This is a genomic window from Thermoanaerobacterium thermosulfurigenes (assembly GCF_051201035.1).
Taxonomy (GTDB): Bacteria; Bacillota; Thermoanaerobacteria; order Thermoanaerobacterales; family Thermoanaerobacteraceae; genus Thermoanaerobacterium; species Thermoanaerobacterium thermosulfurigenes.
Genome location: NZ_JBPODR010000027.1, coordinates 1 through 23736, shown reverse-complemented (window position 1 = coordinate 23736; position 23736 = coordinate 1). Strand labels below are relative to the sequence as shown.

At 29.0% G+C, this 23736-nt stretch carries 22 protein-coding genes and 1 pseudogene; all 23 read right to left on the bottom strand.

The window, feature by feature from the left end:
- Positions 1-71 precede the first annotated feature (71 nt).
- Positions 72-242, bottom strand: a complete 171-nt coding sequence (locus HNR52_RS09895) for a hypothetical protein (RefSeq protein ID WP_230197575.1) — start codon at positions 240-242, stop codon at positions 72-74.
- Between the two features lie 91 nt (positions 243-333).
- The gene (locus HNR52_RS09890; RefSeq protein WP_435620496.1) at positions 334-2202 is read right to left on the bottom strand and encodes an AbiA family abortive infection protein; all 1869 of its coding nucleotides are present in this window, start codon (positions 2200-2202) and stop codon (positions 334-336) included.
- Positions 2203-2324: 122 nt separating this feature from the next.
- Positions 2325-2840 carry a YwgA family protein gene (locus HNR52_RS09885; RefSeq protein ID WP_013788532.1) on the bottom strand — a complete coding sequence of 172 codons (516 nt, stop codon included), beginning with the start codon at positions 2838-2840 and terminating at the stop codon, positions 2325-2327.
- Positions 2833-4095: an HD domain-containing protein gene (locus HNR52_RS09880; RefSeq protein WP_435620495.1), complete on the bottom strand. Its 1263-nt coding sequence runs from the start codon at positions 4093-4095 to the stop codon at positions 2833-2835. Before HNR52_RS09880 ends, HNR52_RS09885 begins: the two co-directional genes overlap by 8 nt.
- Positions 4096-4221: 126 nt before the next feature.
- Positions 4222-4968 (bottom strand): TIGR02391 family protein, encoded by a 747-nt coding sequence (locus tag HNR52_RS09875; protein WP_435620494.1) that lies wholly within the window; start codon positions 4966-4968, stop codon positions 4222-4224.
- 139 nt (positions 4969-5107) lie between these two features.
- The gene (locus HNR52_RS09870; protein ID WP_435620493.1) at positions 5108-7900 is read right to left on the bottom strand and encodes a DEAD/DEAH box helicase; all 2793 of its coding nucleotides are present in this window, start codon (positions 7898-7900) and stop codon (positions 5108-5110) included.
- The gene (locus HNR52_RS09865; protein ID WP_435620492.1) at positions 7897-9075 is read right to left on the bottom strand and encodes a hypothetical protein; all 1179 of its coding nucleotides are present in this window, start codon (positions 9073-9075) and stop codon (positions 7897-7899) included. The genes HNR52_RS09870 and HNR52_RS09865 overlap by 4 nt, the downstream gene beginning before the upstream one ends.
- On the bottom strand, positions 9072-9764 hold the full coding sequence (locus tag HNR52_RS09860; protein WP_435620491.1) for an OmpA family protein: 693 nt from the start codon (positions 9762-9764) through the stop codon (positions 9072-9074). The genes HNR52_RS09865 and HNR52_RS09860 overlap by 4 nt, the downstream gene beginning before the upstream one ends.
- Positions 9754-11385 (bottom strand): MotA/TolQ/ExbB proton channel family protein, encoded by a 1632-nt coding sequence (locus HNR52_RS09855; RefSeq protein WP_435620490.1) that lies wholly within the window; start codon positions 11383-11385, stop codon positions 9754-9756. Before HNR52_RS09855 ends, HNR52_RS09860 begins: the two co-directional genes overlap by 11 nt.
- Before the next feature lie 99 nt (positions 11386-11484).
- Positions 11485-12183, bottom strand: a complete 699-nt coding sequence (locus tag HNR52_RS09850; RefSeq protein WP_435620489.1) for a hypothetical protein — start codon at positions 12181-12183, stop codon at positions 11485-11487.
- 8 nt (positions 12184-12191) lie between these two features.
- Positions 12192-12602: a protein-export chaperone SecB gene (locus HNR52_RS09845; RefSeq protein WP_013788541.1), complete on the bottom strand. Its 411-nt coding sequence runs from the start codon at positions 12600-12602 to the stop codon at positions 12192-12194.
- Positions 12603-12613: 11 nt separating this feature from the next.
- Entirely contained in the window at positions 12614-13222 is a 609-nt protein-coding gene (locus HNR52_RS09840) for an RAMP superfamily CRISPR-associated protein (protein WP_013788542.1), read from the bottom strand.
- 116 nt (positions 13223-13338) lie between these two features.
- A pseudogene (locus HNR52_RS09835) lies at positions 13339-13614 on the bottom strand (mannose-1-phosphate guanylyltransferase); the annotation flags it as partial.
- A 137-nt stretch (positions 13615-13751) separates the two neighbouring features.
- Complete coding sequence (locus HNR52_RS09830; protein WP_435620488.1) at positions 13752-14924, bottom strand: S1C family serine protease; 1173 nt, start codon at positions 14922-14924, stop codon at positions 13752-13754.
- 15 nt (positions 14925-14939) lie between these two features.
- Complete coding sequence (locus HNR52_RS09825; RefSeq protein ID WP_435620487.1) at positions 14940-16079, bottom strand: FxLYD domain-containing protein; 1140 nt, start codon at positions 16077-16079, stop codon at positions 14940-14942.
- 175 nt (positions 16080-16254) lie between these two features.
- A complete protein-coding gene (locus tag HNR52_RS09820) occupies positions 16255-16959 on the bottom strand; it encodes a hypothetical protein (RefSeq protein WP_435620486.1) in 705 nt (234 codons plus the stop codon).
- A gap of 12 nt (positions 16960-16971) precedes the next feature.
- Entirely contained in the window at positions 16972-17421 is a 450-nt protein-coding gene (locus tag HNR52_RS09815; RefSeq protein WP_434655897.1) for a hypothetical protein, read from the bottom strand.
- 17 nt (positions 17422-17438) lie between these two features.
- On the bottom strand, positions 17439-17942 hold the full coding sequence (locus HNR52_RS09810) for a hypothetical protein (protein ID WP_435620485.1): 504 nt from the start codon (positions 17940-17942) through the stop codon (positions 17439-17441).
- Between the two features lie 188 nt (positions 17943-18130).
- The gene (locus tag HNR52_RS09805; RefSeq protein WP_435620499.1) at positions 18131-19204 is read right to left on the bottom strand and encodes a mannose-1-phosphate guanylyltransferase; all 1074 of its coding nucleotides are present in this window, start codon (positions 19202-19204) and stop codon (positions 18131-18133) included.
- 16 nt (positions 19205-19220) lie between these two features.
- Entirely contained in the window at positions 19221-20171 is a 951-nt protein-coding gene (locus HNR52_RS09800) for an SDR family oxidoreductase (RefSeq protein ID WP_435620484.1), read from the bottom strand.
- A gap of 11 nt (positions 20172-20182) precedes the next feature.
- Positions 20183-21598, bottom strand: a complete 1416-nt coding sequence (locus HNR52_RS09795) for a sugar transferase (RefSeq protein ID WP_435620483.1) — start codon at positions 21596-21598, stop codon at positions 20183-20185.
- Between the two features lie 109 nt (positions 21599-21707).
- On the bottom strand, positions 21708-22262 hold the full coding sequence (locus tag HNR52_RS09790; RefSeq protein WP_435620482.1) for a type II toxin-antitoxin system antitoxin SocA domain-containing protein: 555 nt from the start codon (positions 22260-22262) through the stop codon (positions 21708-21710).
- On the bottom strand, positions 22252-23562 hold the full coding sequence (locus HNR52_RS09785; RefSeq protein ID WP_435620481.1) for an HD domain-containing protein: 1311 nt from the start codon (positions 23560-23562) through the stop codon (positions 22252-22254). Before HNR52_RS09785 ends, HNR52_RS09790 begins: the two co-directional genes overlap by 11 nt.
- Positions 23563-23736: the final 174 nt, after the last annotated feature.

Here is a 23736-nt window from a genome sequence, read left to right as displayed (position 1 = left end):
AATTGTTCCTCCTTTTCCTAAAAAACAATACATATAGCAAAAATATTTCGATATATTTCGCTAAAAATATATCATAAATACTCTGCTTTCCTCTTTTTTAACTTCTGCAGCACTTCTTTCATATTCTGCGCTTTATCTTTTGAGCATATTAATCTGTATCTACGATTATGATATCTTCTATACCGAGCATCGCGATAGCTATCATTTCCTGTTATGATGCATTTCTTTGTATCTACGCTCACAACATTGCCGCATTTATCTTTTTCGCATAGGATTATGAGTCATGCTAAAGATGACTAACGCGCAAAAGAACCGTCTCCTTGTGTTTATGGGTTAAATTAATCCCTTTTCTTTACAAATACTAATTATTAATCCTTTCATATCTTTAATAAATTGCTTTAATTCACCTGTTGAATTATTATTTTCTACTAATTCTGCACTTGAATGGGAAAGTGGATTTGAATTTCTTAAAACATGCGCGTTATGAATGATTTCTGCTCCTCCATTAATGGAATTATAAAATTTTTTATGCTCACTCTCTTTATAAAATAATTTATAATTTGGTTTTCTACTATCATCATAATGGGACGCAAATGCTATATGAGCAGTTACTCTATCAAAATAATTTTTAAAAAAAGCAAAAGCTGATATCATATTACCTTTTTGTTCTTCGAATAAATACATAATATACAGATAATAAGTCTTATGATCAGGTTTTATGGCATTACAAAATTTATTTGTGTCAACATCATTCAGTGATGAAATAAAAGAATTTTTACAAAAATAAACATAGTAATTATATAAATCCGTACAATATAATTTTATAACATCTAATAGATCTCTATGTTTAAATCCTCTTTGAATTAAATAATTTATGGCAATTGTAGTATCATATGAATTCCATTTTTTCGCTCTATGACGATTAAAAAGTTGATTTAAAAAAGCTTTAATTGCCATATCGCTTTTTGTATTTAAAATCATAATAGTTAATCTTTTAGGATCTAAACTTATAAAAGAAATGTTTTTACATATTATTCTATTTATTGTTTCTATTACTTCTTTATTCTGAAACACATTAGATTTTTCAAAAATAAAATAATTAAAAATCTCTTGTGGTGTAAATTCAACATCCTCAATCAAAAATGATTTCTTAATTATTTCGTTATAATCGTCAACAGTAATATCGCCATATAATAGCGCAGATTCAATATTATTTAAAAAGGTAATTACATTATCATTTGCTAGTTCTTCAATTTCAAACTTTATTCCATTAAAATATTCATCATATAGAGATTTTTTCAACTCTCCATTTAATTCAGAAACTTTTTTCAATGTAACCTTTGATGAATTAACAGCTAAATCATATTCATATAAAATTGACGAATATTCATTAATTATATCATTGAAAACATTATTTAAATTGCCACAATTTTGATCTGTTTGAATCAATATATATAAATCATCAACATACCTAACCATTTTAAAACTTTTTATTTCAGGTATTTTGTTGATAATAAATTCATTCAATCTTACATCTATATCATCTAAATATATTATTGTTGCTAAATATGAAGTAGCTACACTGTTTTCTATCAATGGAAAATTACCATTTCCACAATAATAAATGAATTCTTTATATAAATGTAATTGATACTGTGTAATACTTACACAATTTTCATTAGATACCTGATCTATTCTCGAAAATAGTTTATTTAAATTGATATTTTTAAAAAAGTCTCTAATATCAGTCTTTATAAAATAATCATAATTCTCCAATTCTGCATTAATCTCTTTACAAAATGCATCATAATCATATTTATAAAAACATCTCATTTCGTCAAAGTTACCAGCATAAAAAACAGAAATATCGCTGGGACGTTTAGGATGATATACTCTAGATATTGTTTTACCTATCGATTCAAATAAAAGATAACTTAGAGGAGAGAGTAAACTCGAATTTCTAAAACTTCCATCACTTTTTTGCATATAATTGTTTGTTCTAAATAGAAATTTAGGAAATAAAACTGCTGCTCCACTTTGAATATATTGTTGAAAAAATTCTTTGCTTTTTATTTTTTCTTTATCATGTATATTTAATTTAGAAAATGGAAACCATTGGATATATGATTTTAGCCTTCCTATTTTCTGCTTAAAATACATATCACAAACCGCTTTCCATGTATCATATGTAATAAAAAACATATCTAAACCTCACATAAAAAATTTCTTTTTTATCTTACATGGCATAGGTATTTTTCCAATTCTAAAATTCGGGATTTTTGATGGAAGCTAAACCGTCACTTAACGTTATTTTCTATAAAAAATTAAATAGTATCAAATCCATATTCATCATGTATTACTTTCAAAAAATTGAACGCTGAATCTATCTCCTCATCAGTATAATTTTTGTCAGATTTTACGATTTTTATCTTATTAACAATTTTATCTCTTGGATATCCTTCATGCTCAAAATAAATAATTGTTGAAACCAATTCCAAAAATCTGGATTTTTGATTGTTTAGCTCTTCAATTAAATCCTTATATTTGTCAAGATTATGTTGTATATCTATTTCTTTTTTTAATTTATATTTATACTTTGGAAATAACCCGTTATCATTTTTCTCTTCCTCAATTATATTCATCATCTTAAGCTCTTCCAACTCAATTGTCAAAGTATCTGAATATGGACCATAATAATGGAAATAAAAATTCTCCACAAAATTTACTCCTAAGTTTTTTAGTATATAAACTATTTTTTGAATTTTTTTACGACCATCAATTTCTCCGGCGATATTTAATAACTCAATAATATTAGCATATTCCTTCAATGTATCACTCATTTTTTAACTCCTCCAAATATTTAATTATATCATCACTTATATTTACGCCATCATAATTATATCTCGGAAAATATAGATAATATTTAATCTTTTGGCTGCCTGATATAGCTTTTATTGATTCAGAAAATCTAGTAATAGATTTATTTTTGCCCATACTATTAATTAATATAGGTGGCTTTTCTCCCTCCTCCCCTTCAACATAATAATCATATATCACATTACTAGGTCTATCAAGTGCAAGATAATATTCAGCATCCATATTTTGATTTTTTAGTATTTCTTTTATTGCATCTAGACTGAAAGGAAAAGATTGTTCAATTTCATAAGCCTTATATAAATCTCTATACAAATATTTACAGCATAAATCTCTTAATATCTTGTCTCGTGAATTTTTCCATGATAATATCGCATATAAAATAACACTATCGTTCAATTGTATATATTCTTCTACATTTATTTTCTCATTTTTAAAAACGGGAATCAATAAATCTATTTTAATATCCAGTAAATTTTGCTCATATAAGTATTTTGCTCTTTTTAAAATATTTTGCAGCAACAATTCATATCCTCTTGTAGTTTTATGGTAGTATACCTGCCAATACATATAATGTCTAGCAAGTACATATTGCTCTACTGCATACAATCCCTTATAATCTATAACTATATTGTCATCACACACTAACATAGATTTTATAATCATATCTACATCAAATAGCCCATACTTTACACCTACATAATAACTATCCCGCAATAAATAATCCATTCTATCTACATCCAATTGGCTTGATAACAAATAACTAACAAATTTATGCTCATACTCTTTTTTAATTACTTCAGCGACCTTTTGAGGAAAATCACTATTAACAGTTTTTAATATCCTATTTACCTCAGTATCACCAAGTACAATGTCAATCGTCCATTGTTCATGATTCGTACTCATTACTTTCTCAAATACATGAGAAAATGGTCCATGACCAATATCATGTAATAAAGCCGCAGCTAATCCTATTTTCCTCGTCTCTTCATCTATATTGATTACATTTTTTAATTGTGCTAGCGCTTTATCCATTAGATACATAGTACCTATAGAATGTGAAAATCTAGTATGATTGGCACCATAATATGTAACCTCTGATGTTCCAAGCTGCTTTACCTGTTTTAATCTTTGAAACTCTTTACTATTTATCAAATCTAAGATCCACGTTTCATTAATCATAATAAAATTATATATTGGATCTCTAAAATATTTTTTCATAATGGTACTCCCCACTATTATATCGTTTTATTTCACTAAATCATTATGATATATCAAGCCTTTCATAATTAACATCCGAACTTTCGCCCAGTATACAAAATCGCCATTTGTGTTCTTGTTCTCCTCTTAGTTATTTAATTTTTCAACAATTTCTATATTTCTTAAAACTTTTTTACCAGAATCAGTTAACTCAAAATTTCCTATTCCAATGAAATCACCTGTATCAAAATCATAATTATTATCATTAGTTACATAACGGACTAAATCAAGTTCAGTCAATACTTTAAATTGAGAATCTGTAAAACCATTTTCATATAATTCTTCATAAAATGAATTAATGTCACTATCTAATACCCAGGTATTTTCGAGAAATTTTAGTAAATTGTATAAAACTAATCTATTTTCAAAGTTACCAAATTTAAGTATTCCATCTATACCGCCAATGTCTTCATAACTAAGTGATGAAGCATCAATCAAATCTAATAATTCACTTGCAATTATCATAATTCTTAAGCATATTTCTCTTGTTATTTTTCTTCCATCGTGTGCACAATAATTTCTGTAATATGCAAATACACCAGCAAACATTTGTTGGGCATTTTCTTGCTGTTCATCCCCCAACGGGACTCTTAATTTTACAGGTATAGCTTTTTTCTGATTTCCTTCTTTATTTTCAGAAAATAATTCTTTTATCAATGTTATTCCATATAATTTTTTACTATCATCACCGGTAATTCTAGCTTTTTCTTTTAATGCTAATTCAACCAAAACCATCGCCTTATGTGATGCACAATCATAATGGCCTTCCAAATACAAAGGTAAACAATGTTTTTTAATCTTAGGACTTAATATTTCATCAATATCTATATTCATTATATCACTCCCTTACTCTTTAAATCTATCTCATCTGCTTTTGCTTTAATTATTTTTATATTTTTACATTGGAATCATATATTTGACCTTAAATATGTATTTGTAAAATCTTCACCTCGAAGTTTTTTGTCAAAACAAGTTACATAGACCAAGCGGAAAAATCTTGCAACAGATAATCGTAATTTTCTTCTTCTATATTCAGGTATCTCGATGGTATAATCACTTCATTAAGAAGTTGAATCTTTTTTTGCAACACCTCATTTAAACGTTCTTCTACTGTTTTTCCTCTGCTGCTTGTACATATAGGGTAATATATGTTTACCTCACGAGTCTGGCCTATTCGGTAAACTCTATCTGTGGCCTGTTTTTCAACAGCTGGATTCCAATCCCTCGTATAATGAATAACATTATTGGCTTCTGTTATGGTAATGCCTACGCCAGCAGCTCTTGTAGAAAGTATAATAATATTAAATCCCGGAGATTTTCTGAACTTATCAATAACGCTCATCCTATCGCCTTTGATGTTACCATTTATTACAAGGCAATTTATTCCGAAAACATCCATGATAACTTTTCTCAATATCGTCTGCATTTTTATATAATGGGTAAATATTACCGCTTTTTCGCCTTTTAGTTTTATTTCATTCATAATCTCTATTAGGCGTTGAAGTTTTCCAGACTCATTTATAAACTTATAGGTATCCCCATCTCCGTCATCTTGTATAAGGCGTGGATGCGCACACAACTCCATTAACTTTTGCAAGACACCAAGGGGCGATTCCTTTTTCTCGTTATTTTTGTAATTTTCTATCAACTGACAATATAGTTTCTCCTGAAAAGTCGTAAGTTCTACTTCAGGAAAAATCTCATTCTTAGCAGGAAGTGATAAAATGCCATCTTTTGTTCTTCTAAGGTACACAGGTCTTATCGTATTTAATAGCTTGTTTTTTATTGCTAAATATTCTTCATTTTTATTGCCTATAGCATCCTCTATAGGTTTCTGATATGTTCTTCTGAAATCATGGTAACTTGATAAAAGGCCCGGTTGAACATAATCCATTATACACCATAGTTCACCAAGGTTATTTTCTACTGGAGTGCCAGTCATGGCTATTTTGATTTTGGCCTTTAAGGCTTTGACAGCTGAAGTAGTCAAAGTTGTGCTGTTTTTTATTCTTTGGGTTTCATCGCAAACAATAGCCTTCCAATCTATTTGCCCCAGCAACAGCTGATCTCTGACAAGCGTCTCATAAGTCGTCAATATAATTTCATAATTCTTAAGTATCTCAGGTGTTTTATATCTTTGATAGCCAGAATGCCTATATATAGAAGTAATTTCAGAAAACTTTCGTATCTCGTTTTCCCAAACATTTAACAAAGTATATGGAGCTATGATTAATGTAGGTTTTAGTTCATTACATTCTTTTAGATAACATAAAAAACTAATTACTTGTAAAGTTTTGCCTAAGCCCATATCATCAGCAAGCAACCCACCGAGGTGATTTTCGTATAAGCCCTTAAACCATAAAAATCCTTCTTTTTGATGTTCATACAGATGACAATTCTTCAAATACATAGGATATGTAAAATCTCTTGTGCTAAAATCACCTATAAATTGTTTTTTCAAGTTTAATGCAGTCTCATTGTATTCCAGATCATCTAAATTTTCGTATATTTTTAAGACATAAGGCAATCTGGTAATATCTATTTTTTGCACCTTTGAAAATGATTCATTATTAGCTATATTTAAAAACCTATTTGCCTGCTCTATATCAATCTTTATCCACTTGCCCTTATAATTTACATAATCTTCTCCACTTTCAATTGCCTTTTGGACCAACTGACTGTATTCAAGAGCATCTATCTTATCATCACCTGTTAATCCATACTCCTGTACATTATCAACATCTTCATCAAAAGAGCCTACATCTTCATGTATGATTCCTCCCACTTCAAAATCAAACCATCCGGAATCTTTATCCTTTTTTATATTTATGTACGGATTAGCCCTGTATACCTTAAGACCTAATTCCTTCACTCGCTTGCTGAAATTAGACAAATCTATATCTTCAGGCAAAATTGAATATGGATCAGTCAGAAACTTAGGAATCTCAGATCCTCTAAGATGTCCTCGATTAACGATTTTATTATAATTCTTAAGAACCTCATCTTCGAAAAAAATTCTTTTCCTTTTTATACCATCACCGTATAGAGTATTGTACTGTTTTAACACCTTATCTTTACTATCCTTTAATAGGCTATCAATTTCATCCCCTAAAACAGGTACAATCTGAAGGTGATCATCATCATGCTTGATTATATCTACATCTAATTTTTCAGAATAATAAACTTCTTCGCTTTCTAAAAATCTATCAAAAGTCACATTAGCTGTCTTAGCTTTATATTTAACCTTTGCAACTATCTTTGCTTGGGAAATAGGATCATCAGTCGGCTTATACGCGTCTATTTCTTGTAAAAGGCTATAGAGATTTAATGGTATTAAATACATACAGCCTTTGTGTAATATTATATTATTAATTCTTCTATCCAAAGGCCCCATCTTCTCATCTTTTACGTATACCTCTGGTATCAACTTAAAATCATTACTCCCAAAAATTCCTCTCGCCTTTATATGAACTTTAATAGCATTATCTTCAATGGGAAGACTAAGTATACGCCTCTTTTCTTCATCAATATTGTATAAAAATTCATAAGGTATAATGTATGAGTTATCTTTATCCTGTAAAATACCTTGCTGCCATAAGTCTTCAAGTACATTTAATTTTTCCAATTCTTTAGTTGAGATGTTTTTAAAGTATTCTACTGGGTTTAAAAAAAGCGGTATTTTTATTTCAAATATATTTTTTCTCTGTTGAACATTACTTACTATTTTGATGCCTTCATCAGTTAACGAATTAGATATATTTATCAATCTAAACCACCCTTTAACAGCAACAATACAGTGTTATAAGCTCTTAATTCCCATTTTCCTTTGTGTATTATCCTAGCTATTGCAATGCTTTCATCTTTAAAAAAATTATCACTTTTTGAACTGCTTTCATTGGCAAATGGTCCAAACCTTTGCTTAAAAATATCTAATTTATATATATATGCAGCACCAATAGGATCAAATTCAACTACTACAAATTTATTAAAATATATAAAATAGATTGCTTGATTACGCTTATTCCTTCTAACCACATTAAAATCCTTAATATAATCAATATATTCTGACCAAAAATTATATCTGGGGCCATCAAGGTGTTCTTTCATCAAATTATCTAAATACCATTTTCTACATCTATTCCATACTGGTTCAGAAACATCTCTCCAGAAAAAATCTATTTCTCTATTTTCAGGCATTTTATTATATTCCAAAATATATTTCATTATTTTTGAGTCAAATTCAGAAAAGAAGACATTTATCACGTAGTTTTCAACAAACATCAATAATTCTTTTTGATTATAAGATTTTATTATATCCAGAATAACCTCTGGATTACTCCTCATATAAGATTCTTTATCGCAATATAAATAAAAATATTTTTTTATATCCAATCCAAGTCTTGACTTTTCACTAATTTTAAATGTATTAAAAAATTTATCTAAATCAAGTCTTGTTTTACTTATATTAACACAAACAAATTTAATTACATCGTCTCTAACTACTATTTCATTAATAAATTGTAATATCTTTTCATCTCGAAAAAGTTCTATAAAAGCTTCTTTAAATTCATTGCAAAACTTTGTAAAATAATGTACATATGTTTTTTTAAAATAATTATTCTGATACAGTTCCCAGAGCATATTTGCAAATTTCTTTTTAAACCTCAACCTTATAATTTCATAAACTTTATCAGGATCGATGGTAAAATCATCGCCAGCAAGATAATTAATCAAAATGTATAATTCACGATTATTAAGAGAAAAAGCCATATCTCGTATATCATTATATGGTGTCTTATCTATTTTTCGTAACAACAAAAGCCTTTCTTCTGCATCATTATATTTCTTAAAAGATACTACTTTGTTAACATTACTGGATACTATAGAATTTTTGATTTCTATCAATTTATAAGGTATATAAAGAAAATCATATTTACTCACTTTGTAGAACCCTTCCCTAGGACTTTTTGCATCTCCATTATCATTTCTTCTTCTTTTAAGCGAAACTTAAATTCTACCCTTCTGGATTTTTCTCTATCTACTTTCCCATTTTCAATAATCAATTGGCTGTATGAACGACCATTAGCTGTTATATACGGCATCAAATCCAATTTCATATTGGGATCGATACCTTTTATATCAGATTGCAATATATACCTAACAACTTCAAAAGCCCTCTTCTGAGAAAGCTCCAGATTGTACACATAGTCACCAGTATCATCAGTATGCCCTTCGACAATTATCTGGGAAATGTATTTTTTAAATTTCGGATCCATAAGTATTGATATGTACTTAGGAAAAAATTCATTTAGATATCTTTTTCCTTCGTCTTTCAAATCATATTTATCATTATCAAAAAATATTCCCTCGCTAAAACTTATTGCACCTGTTTGAGGATCTATGCTAAGAGAAAGATCTGAATTTTTAAATTCATTTAAAAGCTGATTTATGATGCGAGCCCTAACGCCAATTATTTCATCAACTTTTGCCTTTTGTGCATTTAGCTCGACAGCAATACTAGCATATTTATAAATCATAATAACAATTAAAAGTGCAAACATTAAAAGTAGCGCTGCCATCAAGTCCGAATAAGACTGCCAATAATCATGTACATTATCTTCATCCTTCAATTGTATTCATCTCCTTGTCTTCACTTCTCAAAGTCCTCTTAAATTCCATAATAACCTTCGGCAATTCATCCACAGATTCTTTAATTTCACTCAATGTTGAATTTAGATAACTTATTATATTGGCAAGCTCTTCATCGAATAGAGATAGACTTCGTTTAAGCCCTTCATGCGTCTTATTAGCAAACTCGTCCATTGATTGTTTAAGGCTGTTGTTTAAAATATCGATATTCTTACTTATATTGGCATAACTCGTCTGCAGTAACTCAAACTTTTCATTAATTTCCGATATATAATTAGATACAATTTGAACATGTTCTGTTTTGTCTTTTAATAATAAATCCTTTTGCTGGTTAATTTCATTCATCATTTTTAACATATCTTCAACAAGCATATTTACATTCAAAGAGACCGATTCCAACTTCGATATGTTTTCAACAAGATGTTCATTAGCTGCATTTACTTTATCGAAATAATCAGAGAAATTTGTAATTGCGTTTTCAATAGCCTTATTAACATCTTGTAAATTCAGTATGTTATTTGACAATTTTTCCATGAGTTCATTCATGCCTTCTTTAACCATTTGCTGCCACTTTATCATCTCGTCAATTGACTCACCAAGATCCGTAAATTTTCCTTTTAGTGACGTATCCATACCTTCAATAAACTTATCGATAATCTTATTAACCCCTTCCAGCTGGTTTTCGTACGCTAGATTAGCAAATTTTTCAATCATTTGTTTAGATATTTCGCTGGATTGTTTAATCTCACCAATTGAATTATCAAAGGATTCCACAATTTTAGATGTGACATATTGATTTACGATATTAGCAAACTCAGGAAATATTCTCTGCTCCAGTATATTTGAAAATACATTGCTGATCTCAAGAGATAAATCTGATACAAATTTTTGCATGTATGTTTTTTGTTCCTCTTGAATGTCCCTTATTTCCTTAAGATAATAATCTATCCCCTTCTCATCAAAAATATTTTTATACAAAGAATGAAGTGTGTCTATTTTTTTTCTATAATAATTGAGTAGCTTCCTATCAACCCAAGACCAAACCAATGAAGAAATAAGACCAGCAATTGATGTAAGAAAAGCAAGATACATTCCCGAGATTAAATTATTTATTCCTTGCTCCAGTACTTGAGTATTACCTGAAAAATTTAGATCACTTAAACCTAAAACAAGTCCAACAAAAGTACCTAAAATACCAAGGCCTGTAAATACACCCGGCATCATGTTAAATATCTTTCGCTTGCCTGGAATCTCAACCAGGGCAGTATAATCAAACACATCTATAGCATTTTTTATATTGCCACTATAGCACATACTTTTAAACTTTTTAAGCAACTCAGTTATATCTTTGTCATTTTTTTCTTTTTCTATTATCTCATCTGTCAATTCAATAAGTTCTTCTAGCAACATATTTTTATCTGATGTATTTTGAATTTTTTCTATGTATGAATCAATAAGTTTAACATATCGTTTAGGTTTCCTATGAGTCCAAAAGTAAGTAATAAAAGCAATAACTACAATACCAAAACAAAAAACATCAGTAAAATCTGGGATTGATTTTATTATAAAAAGTACAAATTTTGTAAAAATCAAAAATTCCACCTCACTCCAATTATTCTCTTTATCTTTTCTTATCAGTTATATAAACATCCGTATAGTTTTCAAATTGCTTTCTGTAGAAATTTTTGATTCAGACCTTTGTTAAAGCGAAATTTTATCATATAATTCCCTACCGCCAATTATATTTATAAATCCATAATTATTTCCTTCCAAAATATTTTTAAAAATAGTAATCTCTCTTCTAAATGTGATAATATAAAAAAAGCTATAAGAATTTTGTTTAAAACAATTATATACTGCTTTTATAAAATCTAACTTTTTCCGACTTCTTTCTGAAATTTCTTCACTTATAAATGTTTTAATATCTGTCTTACATTCAATAAACTCTCCATCACTTTTATCAATACAGATATATTCTTTGGTTATATGTTCAACAAAATCTTTATTAAAAAATACTATATCAAAATCAAAGTTACTTATTTTTTCCTCATTATAGATAATTATAGTTCTACACGTATAATCACAATTTTTTCCCTCTAATTTAAAAGGCCCTAATTTTTGAACTATATATTCTAATAAATTACCTCTTATATCATAGCATAGAAAGTCATTACACAATTTCAAAAAAATTTCACTTTCATATTCACTAATAATCATTGCATCCACATATCTTTGAATTAATTTTTTTATGTGTTTTTCGGTTAAATTACGTTTTTCATCAATTATAATTTTTGTAAATATATTTAGGAATTTTTTATCTGATAATAAAAAATCACCAAGCTTTTTAATTATATGATCTGCCTGGTAATCTATCTTTCTATTTATAATTTTATACCCCATAATTTCACCTAAACTATTTTATATGTACTTAAAATTAATGGTGGTAACCCCATTCTAACAGTCATAGAGGAAATCAATTCACGACCATATGGCCAAACATTTAAAGGTAAATTTATTTTCACAAATTTATCTATCAATTCTTTATCAATATTTGAAGCATTCTCTAAATGATAAGTAGCTATGAACTCGGCATTTATCTCTAATATTTCTATATCCTCTTTAACTCCCTTTACATTAAAACTTGCTTTACAATCGAAATTATCTCCTCGTAATTCACCTAATTCAAAATTATGATTAAAATTAACATTTATTCCCTGTAGTAATTTCTTATGATCACTCGTTCTTATACAATTTAATTTAGATAAGTAAATATTAACCAATTCTATATTTTTTATCATTTCTTTATAATTATCTTCCATTTTGTTCACCCTTATGCAGCATAGCTGCCTTCACTATCATCACAATTTAACATCTTCATTTGTTTGCTCTCAGTTATATATGTATCAATATAATTTTCAAATTGTTTTTTATACAAATTCTCAATAAACATAATTACATCATCAGGTATGTCTTTGTACCATCCCAATAAATCATTATAGAATACAATATCTTTTTTATAATTTTTAAATATTTCATATTCCTCTTTATAATTCAAAAATATCTTTTTCAATCTTTGTATTGAATCATAATCTAAAAAATTTAGATAGAAATAGTTACTAACTTTATCTTTCTTATCTTTCAGCGACTTCTTGGTTTTGCAATATTCTTCATACAACCATACATAATTATTTTCTTTTATCGCTTTTATATCGTTATTTAAATTATCCAATAGCCAATTAAAAAAGTCTTTAATATCATCATTAATACTGCGTTGTTCATAATTAAGTAAATAACTACGCAACATTCCTTTCAAAGTTGATCCAGGAATAAACTTATTTCCATTATAATCAGTATATCCATAATCTGTAATATAAAATTCCAAATTAATCATATTTTCACCTTCTTCTATAACAAAACATAATTGTTCCTTAATCACCATATTATCATACTTCCCTTTCTAAGTCTATAGTGCCTTATAATAATTATTTCCCATATAATGTATTCATATACCTATGAACTTATGAAAGGGAAAAATTAATCGAATAATTTTTGCCTTTATAAATACTCGCTATTTTTTTCCTTCAACTCCTTAAATACTTCTTTCGCATTCTGCGATTTATCCTTCGAGCATATTAAAAGTGCCTCTTCTGTGTCTACGATTATCACATCTTCTATGCCTAAAGTCGCAATGAGTTTATCGCTTCCTGTTATGATGCATTTCTTTGTGTCTACGCTTACGACATTACCTTTTATGACGTTGCCGTTCTCGTCTTTTTCGTACAATCTCTCTATTGATGTCCAGCTTCCTACATCATCCCATCCAAAATCCCATTGCCATATAAAAATACAAAATCATATCTGCCTTTTAATTTATTGCCAAATCATTTCCAGTTATGATCTCATAAAGCAAAGCCCCTTTTTAATATTCCTTTGGTATTGTTAAGTCTTCCATATGAACATGCTGCTTTTTAAATTTTTCTAAATTTGCCACTTAAGATTTTCAATTGGTCACTTTCATAACCTATATCGTATGTACACATATAAAGACTTGTCACAATAGCATCTTGATCAGTGAGTTCCTGAGCTTCTATTGTTATAGTAACTTCTACATGATTATTATCTTTGTAATTAGATATAATGTTTTGAATATTAACATATTCTGTTCTAAGATAGCCATTTCGAAAATCTTGATATGTTGTTCCGCTTTGCCAATCACTGCCTAAAAGTGAATATGCAGTAACATAATCATGCGAATTGATGCATTGATAAAAATACTGAACTAAAGCTTCGGCTCCTTCTTTAATAGATTGACCATTATCAAGTTGCTCTGTAGAATCAACGGCATATTCATTTGTCTGAGGTTTTGATGGATTTTTCGCCCAATTATCCACAAGTGGTAATACTTGGTTTATGGGTATGGAGAAACCTATCACCCCTTCAATAGTCCCGGCTGAATTTACTCCTAGAACCTCTCCTGTATTTTGATCCAATAGTGGGCCTCCACTACTACCAGGCGATATAGGAGCTGATATCTGATATACCCCTTTGTACACATATGGTGCAATTGTAAAATCTCTGTCAACACCACTTATTATCCCCGTCGTAACTGTATTCTGTAACCCCAGTGGACTTCCCATAGCAATGACAGGATCGCCGACTTCCCCTTTTCTCGATGATATTTTAACAGGAGTCTTTCCAGCGAGTTCAGGTACATTTATTAAAGCTACATCTATATCTTCACCCTTGCCTATAACTGTACCGTTATATTCCTTTCCATCATATGTTTTTACTTTTACTGTAGAACCACCACTAACTACGTGGGCATTTGTTATGATATCGCCATTAGTGTCGTATAAAAAGCCAGAACCTGATACCATATCACCTCCATCGTTGACCTCGATGTACATAACTTTTTCCTGATTATCAGATATTATAGACTTAATGCTAGTTTGTTTTGAATCTTTTGCTTGTGAACTTTTTATAGCGTTATATTGGCTTAATTTTGAGTTACCTGTAATTACTTGTTGATGAAATTGTTTGTTAATATAATAAAATGCAACAAGTCCAATTTCTATTATTAGAATTGTAATAAGTAAATTAATAATTAAAGAATTTTTAGAATCTTTTTTTGTCTCTCCCATGCTTGTTTGCCCCTTTTAATCAATATACCAGTTTATCCCAGTTATTTTTATATGATCAGCATTTGAAAGCCCATAATGTATATTGGAAAAACTTCCTTTTTGCAATGGTGTCAAATAAACTGGGTATACATATGTATTACCGTCGCCAATAGTATTACCATTAGCATCATATATTGCATAATAAATTTCTACTTCATATATAGGTTTTGTGGCTACATTTTTAATTTCTCCTTCTATCACAAAATCTCCATAACCATTGATGTAATTTTTTACATTTAATACACTGACCGCATTGGTCCTGTTCATAGCATCTTCTTTGGCTGCAGATATCATAGCTTGCTGCATTCTCTGTGCTTCTGCGTTTTCAAAAGCAGTTTTCTGATCCACTATAGTTTTTTTAAATGAAATAAGTTTAGCATTAGAACTATCGTATTGCATAGCTTTTTCTATCACTTTTAATGCTTCATTAAACTGTTTATCTTTTAACAACTCATTGGCATTTGAGTAGGCTATATTGGCAATTTTCTGACGTATTAATTTATCTATATTCTTTGCATCTGGACTATCTATATAACTTAATCTAGACAATGCATCAGCCAACTCATCAATTGTATTTTTGTTTTTGGCATCATCATACAGTTGTTTTACTTCTACCTGTGTTTTATACTTTTTGCTGAGATTAGAAAGCATGTCAAAATACTCACCACTCCGACCTTCAAGGTCTTTATCAACTGCAGAAATGGATTTTAATGCTAAATCAAATTTTTTATCATCAGCATACTTATTAGCTGTTTCTAATTTTTCATATACCGTTTTGCCAAAATTTATTAAAACCAGGTCTTGTTGTAATACTTTATGATTAGGGCGCAAAGCCAAGCCCTTTTTAGCAAAATTTAATGCAGTATCAAAATTCCCCTGTAAAGCCATATCTTCTGCTTTTGCCCGTATTTCTTCCACTTTCTTATTGACACCTATTTCATAGAAAAAATAAAAAGTTACCGCTATGGCAACCATTATGGCAAAACTAAAAGGAATGAGCCAATATCTTTTATTTGAAGTTTTTACTTCTTTAGATGTATTGTCCACTAATGCGCCACAGTAAGGACAGATATGAAGATTACCTTCTATTTTATAGCCGCAATTTTTGCAGTACATAAATGTCCTCCCCTTCTAGTCAAAAAATCCCTTTTTAAATTTTATCAAACTGCATAAACAATAAAAAGGCATTTTTTACTTTTTCCTGCAGACACTACAAATTCAGATTAGCACCTACTTTAACGCCAGAGCCTTGCTCGGCGCACAGAGTCGTCCCTTGTGTTTTTTTATGTATTCAAACATTTAAAGAATTTCTACCCAAAAAATTAAATGATAGCTTTTTATAATATCCGCTTCTATTTAAAATAGATATTAGATTCTCGAATTCACGTTTATATAATTCAAATATTCTTGCATTTAATTCAGTTGTATCATTTTCATCAATTTCTAAACCAAATAAAAAAATATTAGCATTTTGTGTTAATTTTTTTAATTTTAAATATATGTCATTCATATATATAATTTTATTAATATCTTTTTTTGATAAAAAATTTTTAATGCTACATTTACATTCTATTAATTCAATGAAATTGTCATCATTCCAAAATCCAACATCAAAATTTGTTAGACTATTACTTCCTAAAACTCTGTCATTAAACTCAGTATTGATTTCTTTTCCATTATAAAAAGGAACACATTGGCGTTCCTTTTTTATTTGAGTATTATTATATCTAAAATTAAATACAATATCTTCAACTATATTTCCTCTTATATCGCTCAAATCATCGTCAGAGTAAATTTGATATATAAGCTGTCTAATGTCATTAGAGATATTATATTCATCTAACACATTATCAATTTTAGATCGTATATTCTTTTTAACGGTTGAAATGCATTCACAAAGCGCCCTAAAAAACTCCTCGTTATTTTTCAATTTGTTTATTATCAAAGGAGAATATTTATCTCTTCTAATCGCTTTTATACATTTGCACTCAAACATCTAGATCACGTCCTATAAATAAGATACTGGTAAAGGAGGAATATGTATAGACATTTTAGAAGTAAAGTCATTTACGTATGTCCTTATATATGGCCATCCATTTAATTTAGCATTGCGTTTGAAAAGCTCAAAAATCTTTGTTTTTTCATCATCTGTAATATTAGAATCTAATTCACTTTTTAATATATATGTAATTGCCAAATCTATTTCTATTTTAAATTCATCCTCTGGTTCAGTTTTTAAATTAAAGCTAATTTTATAAATTATTTTTTTATCAAATAATTTATATTCAATTTTGTCTGTATAATGTAACTTTAAATTTTTACTCATATCTTCAAATAGTAATTTTCTACTGATTTTTGAATCCAATATATATACATCTACAATTTCTACGTTTCTTATAAAATTATTATATAGTTTATAAATTCTTTGCGTTTCCTCTTTATTAACTTTTTCTTCCATTTTTATCACCTCAATAATTATGCCGCCTGTATTAATCTATCAGACGGCGTATAATAATCACATCTATCTATTTCAAATTGAACACAATTCTCCTTGTCAACATTTACCTTCATCTCTTTTTTGTTTTCGTCATATAATAAATTTCTTCTCTTTAATCTAGTATAAATGAAAGATGATATATTTTCTAAAGTAGCATATTCTTCTTCTAACCAATCATCTAAATCTTTTATTTCGTCATTTGAAATAAACAACTCTTTTGCTCTAACAATTATCTCTAAGACATTTTCTAATTTTTCCTCATCAATATCTTTAGACTCCTCATCTTCTAAATAAATATTATCAAATCCGTTGAAAGTTTCATACCCTTTTTCGTTATACGCTCTTACAATAACAGAATCTGGTATATCTAAAATTGATATATCTGCTAGAATCTCCTCCAAGTATTTAAAGTCTTTTTTATACTTTTTGTTGATATAATTTATCAATCTATCCTCGATAAACTCATATAACATTGTAAACATAACTATTCCCTCACAATTTCTTATATATACATTCTATTCATTGTATCTATATTATAACACAACTATTAACTAGTTAATCATTATCCATAAAATTTTTTAATTAAAATTTAAAATATCCATAAAACTCTCTCTTAAAAAATTCTATTAATTTATTTAAACGTCTATGCCTAGTGCATACAGTAAATGAATTACAAATACTCGCTCTTTTTCTCTCTAAGCTCCTTCAATACTTCTTTCACATTTTGAGCTTTATCTTTTGAGCAAATTAAAAGTGCGTCTTCTGTGTCTATGATTATTACATCTTCTATGCCGAGTGTTGCAATGAGTTTATCGCTTCCTGTTATGATACACTTCTTTGTATCAACACTTACGACATTGCCTTTTATGACATTGCCGTTCTCGTCTTTTTCGTACAACCTCTCTATTGATGTCCAGCTTCCTACATCGTCCCAGCCGAAGTCTCCCGGTACTACATAAACATTCTTGGCTTTTTCCATTATACCGTAATCTATCGATATGCTTTCAAGTTTTGAATATTCCTCATATAAGATTTTTTCTATCTCATTTGAATCAAAGTTTTCCTTTATAACATTTAATGCACTGTATAATTGTGGCATATATTCTTTTATTGCATTTAGTATTGTAGATGTCTTCCATATGAACATGCCGCTATTCCACAGATAGTCTCCGCTCTCGACATATTTCACTGCTGTATCATAATCCGGCTTTTCTACGAATCTTTCTACTTTATGTACAGGATTGTTATGAAATATTTCATGTGTTATCTTCTTAAAGTTTATATATCCATATCCAGTCTCTGGATGCTGCGGCTTTATACCTATTGTGACAAGATTATTGCCTGATTTTGCTTTTTCTATTGCTGTTTTCAATACTCCTAAATAAGTTTCTTCATCTTTTATTACGTGATCTGATGGCACTACTACCATGATAGAATCTCTATCAAGCCTTTCTGTATGTATGGCTGCAAGACCTATGCAGGCTGCAGTATTCTTACCCATAGGCTCTATCAATATATTTTCTGTCGGAAGCTCTGGTATCTGGTCGCTAATTAGCCCCGCATAATCTATATTTGTAACGACAAAAATATTTTGGGCAGGCATAAGCTTTTTAAGCCTGTCCACAGTCTGCTGAATCATTGTCCTGTCTCCGTACAGTTTTAAAAACTGCTTTGGCATCTTTATCCTGCTTTTGGGCCAAAACCTTTCGCCCTTTCCCCCTGCCATGATTACACCTGTTATCATATGCATCATTCCTTTTCTATTTTTCTTTTACAGCAGTCACTTCATCGTTTGTGTATTTTAGTCTATAATATTCTATCGTCTCTATTAGTCCATCTTCTAGTGTATAATCTGGTATCCACTCTAGCAACTCTTTTGCCTTTTGATTATCTAAATAGCTATGTAATATATCACCTTTTCTTTGACTTGCATAGATAGGTTTTAAATGTGTACCAATGATTTTACTCATTACATCAACAAGTTCATTTATCGTTGTGGCTTTATTTGTACTTATATTCATAATCTCGTTGTCGCCCTTTTCGAGTGCTAGAAGATTTGCCATTGCTACATCTTTTACATAGATAAAATCTCTCGTCTGATTTCCGTCTCCGAATATCACAGGATTTTTCCCACTCAGCATCTTATCTATAAATATAGATATTACTCCACCTTCGCCCTTTGGATCCTGTCTTATACCGTATACATTGGCATATCTCAATATCGTATATTTTAAACCATATAGTTCATTGTAGACTTTTATGTAATGCTCTGGTGTATGTTTTGAGATGCCATAATACGATATGGGATTAACTTTATGTTTTTCATCAACCCCTAGATACTCTGGGTCACCGTATACTGCTGCTGAAGATGCATAAACAATCTTTTTAACATCGTATTTTCTACAGCACTCTAGCAAATTAATAGTACCTATAATATTCACCTTTGCGTCAAAGACTGGATCATTTATAGATCTTTGTATATCTATCTGAGCTGCATGATGTATCACATTGTCAATTTTCTCATTTTCAAATACCTTGTATAAATTATCATCTGTAATGTCTATGTTATAAAATATAGCTTTTTTATTTATGTTCTCTTTCTTACCTGTAGACATATTGTCAACAACAATAACATCATAGCCATTGTCTATAAGAAGATCTACTATATTTGATCCTATAAAACCTGCTCCGCCTGTAACTAATATGTTCAATTAGATACCTCCTATTTCTCCAGTTTTGTTACTCCAAATTCGTTATACACATTATAATCCATAGATTTCAGTAATTCTTCTAAAGTCATATCATTTTTTACTCCAGATGATGCCTCTTTCGTCAAGGCTATTTTCAAAGTCAATAGTAATATTTTTATATCTAACCAAACTGAATAATTCATAATATAAATAAGGTCTAACCTCAGTTTGTCATCAGCATCTGTAGTATACTTTCCTAAAACTTGTGCAAGCCCTGTAATACCTGCTTTAACATTATGCCTGTATCTATATGGTGGATATTGGTCTTCAAACTGTCTTACGAAATATGGCCTTTCTGGTCTAGGACCAACAAAACTCATATCACCTTTTAAAACATTTAATAGCTGGGGCAATTCATCAAGCCTTGTAGCTCTCAATATTTTACCTATTCTTGTTATACGAGGATCGTTATCAGTAGCTAAAACAGGACCTGTCATTTTTTCAGCATCTTTAACCATAGTCCTAAATTTATATACTTTAAACTCCCGTTCATTTTCAGTAACCCTTGTCTGGCTATATATTACCGGTCCTGGAGACGTTAATTTAATAAATAAAGAAATTATAAGCATGATTGGACTTGAAATTATTAATCCAAACAAAGACAAAAACACATCGCCTATTCTCTTTATTATTTTCTGTTCTGTTGTAAGCATCGGATAATCAATGCTAATGGTCGGCACATCATCAAATTGAATAAATTGCGATTTAGTCAAAAGAATATCTTTAAAATCTGGCACAATAAATATATGTTTTTTAAATTTAACAGCTTCTGAAATAATATCCGACTTAATCTCCTCATCTATTTTATCGCAAATATATATTGCATCTATTTCTTTAACATATTCTTTATTACTTAAAAATTTTTCAGGTTCTAATATGTATCTTATATCGTACCAACCTTTTGAACTTGTTATCAATTTTTTAGCTAATTTCTCTGCTGTAACATCATCGCCAATGATCATTATATTTTTCTCGCCATGAACATACTTCCTTATATTCTGAACAAAATACCTCCAAATTGACAATGAAATTAACTGTATAAAAAAAGCAATAAAAAAAATACTTCTCGGAAAAGCAAATCGCCTTGTAAAAAATGTTGATGCTGTCGTTATTATCTGCAATAAAATCAAGGAAATAATCAATGAAAACAAAATATCGCTATATGTTTTTCGCGAAATGGTATAGAGTCCATAAATATTGAATAATAAAATTGTTGATAGCGTAATAACAGGTATTAATTCATAGTACGGAATAAGATTTATCATTGGCGGTTGTAAGCTAAACCTTAATATGTATGCAATTATAAAACCTGCATGTATTAATGATAGGTCAACAATAAAAACAAAAAACTTACTCAACCTAAAAAATTTATTTATAGGTATTTTCAAAGAATCACCTCCCCGTAATTTTACAGCCATTTTAATTCCATATTTTTCTGTGATGTTATATAGTACAAAATTGAATACTTTAAATAATATAAAAGAACCTTTTAGCCCTTTATATAAGCTTCACAAAATTACTTGATTCAAGTTCATCTATTTTTTTAATAATTTCATCTTCACTAAAATATGGTTTAATTTCATGTATAAGTTTTGATATATCCTCCTTTGTAAAATTAATATTACTTTCTTTATAATCATTTATAACATAATGTATTGTCGTAATTAATTCAAGTGATTTTGCCGATAATTGTCCAAATTTCTTAACTACGTCACTTATAGTATCTTTATTTTCTTCGATAAACTGCCCAGCTTTTTCATAGATATACTCCATCGCCGAATCTTCACCTGGCAATATATTATATCTTTCATTATTCATCTTTATTTTTGCAGCATCTAAATATGATAAATAATCAAGATCGTCTAATATTTCTTTTGAAAAAGGGCCATATGTATATAAACTAAAATCATATCCAATAGGCACATTAAATTTCTCTTGTAATATATAAATTAATTTAACTAATGCTGTTCTTCCCAACCTATATTCATACTTTTCTGTTTCTTTAATTATATGTACTATAGAAGCATATCTTATAAATTCCCTATTCTCCACTGTATAATCCCTCCTTCTTTAAAATATTAATCGCCTTTTCCTGAAATATAAGTGGTACATATATTCGTTTTTGTCTTACAGTTTTAATATTATTAACAACGTTAGATAATTCTGATAACGACCTTACAACAATTTTACCGCTTTCATCTTCTTTTAATATTTTTATATCATCATTTCCTATATTATAAAATGATTTCTCTGCTTCATCAACAAAGCATTCATCAATTTCACAAGATATGCTATGATAAATATCATCAAATTTTTTTAAATCATCTATATCAGGGACTTCATTAGTATGATAAACGCATCTATCATGTTCTCTCTTTAATATTTTTTCACAATCATATAATTCTTTATTTTCCTTTATTAAGTTGCCAACTTTCCAATCATCCCACTCCAAATAATCTTTAATATTTTCTTCATTATTAGGTGGTTTCAATTTACCATCATTATAATTTAATTTTAATAAAATTTCTCTAATTGCATTTGCAATATGATGATCATACGCCCTTCTCGTATGATGGAAATATACTTGCGTAAACATATAATATCTTGCAAGTATTAATGATTCCGCAACATGAAGTCCACCCTCTTTAAATCCTAAAATAGGTCTATCTTCTGTTTTAACAATTACAATTGTTTTTAATAATCTTTTAAGATCAAAAATACCATATTGTACTCCTATATGATATGAATCTCTTAAAAGATAATCTATTCTATCTGCATCCACTTGTCCGCTTATTATATCTACCCAGAAGAAAAATTTCTTTAAAACTTTATAATCTTTAACTACAAATGCAGCAACTTCCTCAGCTTTAATATCATAATTATTGTTTAATTTGTGATCTTCTATTAGCTCTTTAAAAACAGTTTTTATTATTGCACTACTATAATCCTCATGCTTATAAAGTTTGCCATTATCTTTATATGGCATTATACTTTCACCGGCATGTGAAAAAGGTGCATGTCCTACATCATGTAAAAGTGCTGCCAATCTTATTATTGTTCTTACCTTATTTAATCCATCTTCATTTAATCCATATTCAGATCTCAGCATATCTTTGCATTCACTTGCAATGTTATCAAAGACCTTAGTGGCTACATGCATAACTCCCAGCGAATGTTCAAATCTCGTATGTACAGCACCGGGATATACTAAATCTGTGAATGCCAATTGGCGTATCCTTCTCAACCTCTGAAAAACTGGATGATTTATTATGTCCCTTTCCCATTCATTAATTTCGATAAATCCATAAATCGGATCTCTAATTTCCCATGGCTTTTCCTTCAAATCACACACCCCACAATATCATATAGACATTATAACTATTTACTCTATATACTCGTGTAATATAAATTCGAAATTACCAACATAACCATTTTAATAATGGCTGATTTATTCTTGGAAATAGTATCCATAAATCGTTTTATAACATTACTAATTTCCTTTCTAGTTTTATAAAAAGCATTATAT